The sequence below is a fragment of the Paenibacillus cellulosilyticus genome (assembly GCF_003182255.1).
Classification (GTDB): Bacteria; Bacillota; Bacilli; order Paenibacillales; family Paenibacillaceae; genus Paenibacillus_T; species Paenibacillus_T cellulosilyticus.
In genome coordinates this window covers 1-2,012 of the sequence record NZ_QGTQ01000062.1, presented here as the reverse complement: position 1 = coordinate 2,012, position 2,012 = coordinate 1, and the positions used below count along the sequence as shown (strand labels likewise).

At 42.8% G+C, this 2,012-nt stretch carries 2 protein-coding genes; both read left to right on the top strand.

Annotated elements, in window-relative coordinates; all coding sequences use genetic code 11:
* Positions 1 to 318 precede the first annotated feature (318 nt).
* The gene (locus DFQ01_RS31325; protein ID WP_174812607.1) at positions 319 to 552 is read left to right on the top strand and encodes a hypothetical protein; all 234 of its coding nucleotides are present in this window, start codon (positions 319 to 321) and stop codon (positions 550 to 552) included.
* Positions 461 to 805 carry a type II toxin-antitoxin system RelE family toxin gene (locus DFQ01_RS32290; RefSeq protein WP_110047706.1) on the top strand — a complete coding sequence of 115 codons (345 nt, stop codon included), beginning with the start codon at positions 461 to 463 and terminating at the stop codon, positions 803 to 805. The genes DFQ01_RS31325 and DFQ01_RS32290 overlap by 92 nt, the downstream gene beginning before the upstream one ends.
* Positions 806 to 2,012: the final 1,207 nt, after the last annotated feature.

Here is a 2,012-nt window from a genome sequence, read left to right as displayed (position 1 = left end):
TTGTCACTCATCATTGACTTTCTCCTTTAGATGTTCAAGTAATTTCGGAAATTTCGCATAACGTCTTTGTATTCACGAACCCTCACTGGCTTAAGGGCGCCAGCCCGGGTCGTCAGACTTAGCCAGTGCAGGGTTGTCCGGCTGCCTCCGCTTCCTCGAAATCCCTCTGCCGGACCGAGGGCCGGATGGCCCGATGCGTGAATATGGTGTTAGATGAAGTTACTCGCTTCGAAGCTCAGCCTCCATCGCACTTCATATGTTATAATGTATTAAAATCACCGTTCTTGACCATATCCTTAATAAGGAGATGATTTTCTAGTGGCTATTAATAAAAAAGAACTTTCAGAATTAATTAACAAACTATCTGACAACGATATTCCTCTTGTTGCCGATCTGGTTAAAAGACTTATTCATCCGGCAGATTATCATATTCCATACGATGATGAGCCGTTAACTCAAGATGATATTGAAGCTGTTGATGAAGCTAATCAAGAATTTCTGGAAGGGAAAACTATCAAATTCGAGGATATTAAACATGAATTACAAAATTGAATTATCAAAACGATCTTTCAAATATCTCGATAAGCTTGACCAGAAAACGAAAAAGCGAATAGCAGATCATCTCCAAATTCTCTCTCAAAATCCTCGATCTACTGAACTTGATATTAAGAAGATACAAGGCGAAGCCTCATTATATAGACTTCGAATTGGAAGTTATAGAATCCTCTATACTATTAAAGACAATCAACTAATCATTATCGTAATTAATATCGGTCCTCGTGGAGATGTTTATAACGATCTTTAATGTAGTATGTGTTTACTCTCGAGTAATTTCATCTAACGTCTTTGTATTCACGAACCCTCACTGGCTTAAGGGGCGTATGCCCCGGGTCCGACGGACTTAGCCAGTGCAGGGTTGTCCGGCTGCTCCCGCTTCCCTGAAATTCCTCGGCCCGGACCGAGGGGCGGATGCCCCGATGCGTGAATACGGTGTTATGTGCAGTTCCCGACTTCTTCGAGCTACTTTCCTTAATAAATTAAGCGCAGCATCTGGTTCTTGTTCTTCTAATCGCTCTTACTCTTCTATCGTTCTTGGTCTTCACATCGTTCTTGTTCCTATCTGCTCCGTAATGAGTTACTTTCAATAATGTTTTTCACTCTGCTTCCATGTAATTGCTTTCAAGAATCAGTTTCTAATCTCTTCATTTCTTTGTTCTTTCGCTACGTAATGAATTCTCCCTCAAATTCTTCTTACTCTTTTCAATCCAGCATCATACTACGCTGGCCTCATTCAACTACATATATTCCTTTTATATTGTTCTGCTCTTATGCTCTGTGTCACACTTGTTCTTTCTATTATTCAGTTCGTTCATTTCTTGTCGTCTTATTCTGCTCTTAACTAAACGCGCTAGCGATCGTAATTGTTCTCTCTCAGATCTCTTTATTCATTCGGGTATTGCACATAACGTCTTTGTATTCACGAACCCTCACTGGCTTAAGGGGCGAATGCCCCGGGTCCGACGGACTTAGCCAGTGCAGGGTTGTCCGGCTGCTTCCACTTCCCCGAAATGCCCCTGCCGGACCGAGGGCCGGATGGCTCGAAGCGTGAATACGGTGTTATCCGACGGTCCTGCCTTCTTCGAAATGCAATCACACCGTTCTTCGGTCTTTCAAAATGTCCCTTGATCTTCAACCGCTCTTCGTCTTTCAACATATCTCTTGAACTTCAATCGATCTTGAATCTTTTATCATGCTCTTTGATCTTCAATCGCCCTTCAGTCTTTCAACATGTCTTTTGCTCTTCAATTGCCCTTTAGTCTTTTAACATGTCCTTTGCTCTTTATCCGCTTTCTAAATTTTGCTTCTATTCTCTTGATCAATATGTTGAGGTCTTTAAACACATTGCAGGTCTGTCGGATAACGTCTTGGTATTCACGAACCCTCACTGGCTTAAGGGGCGAATGCCCCGGGTCCGACGGACTTAGCCAGTGCAGGGTTGTCCGGCTGCTCCC

Bases quoted from the DNA above. Each gene is read 5' to 3' on its own strand.
- DFQ01_RS32290 (WP_110047706.1), top strand. From the start codon at position 461: ATGATATTGAAGCTGTTGATGAAGCTAATCAAGAATTTCTGGAAGGGA.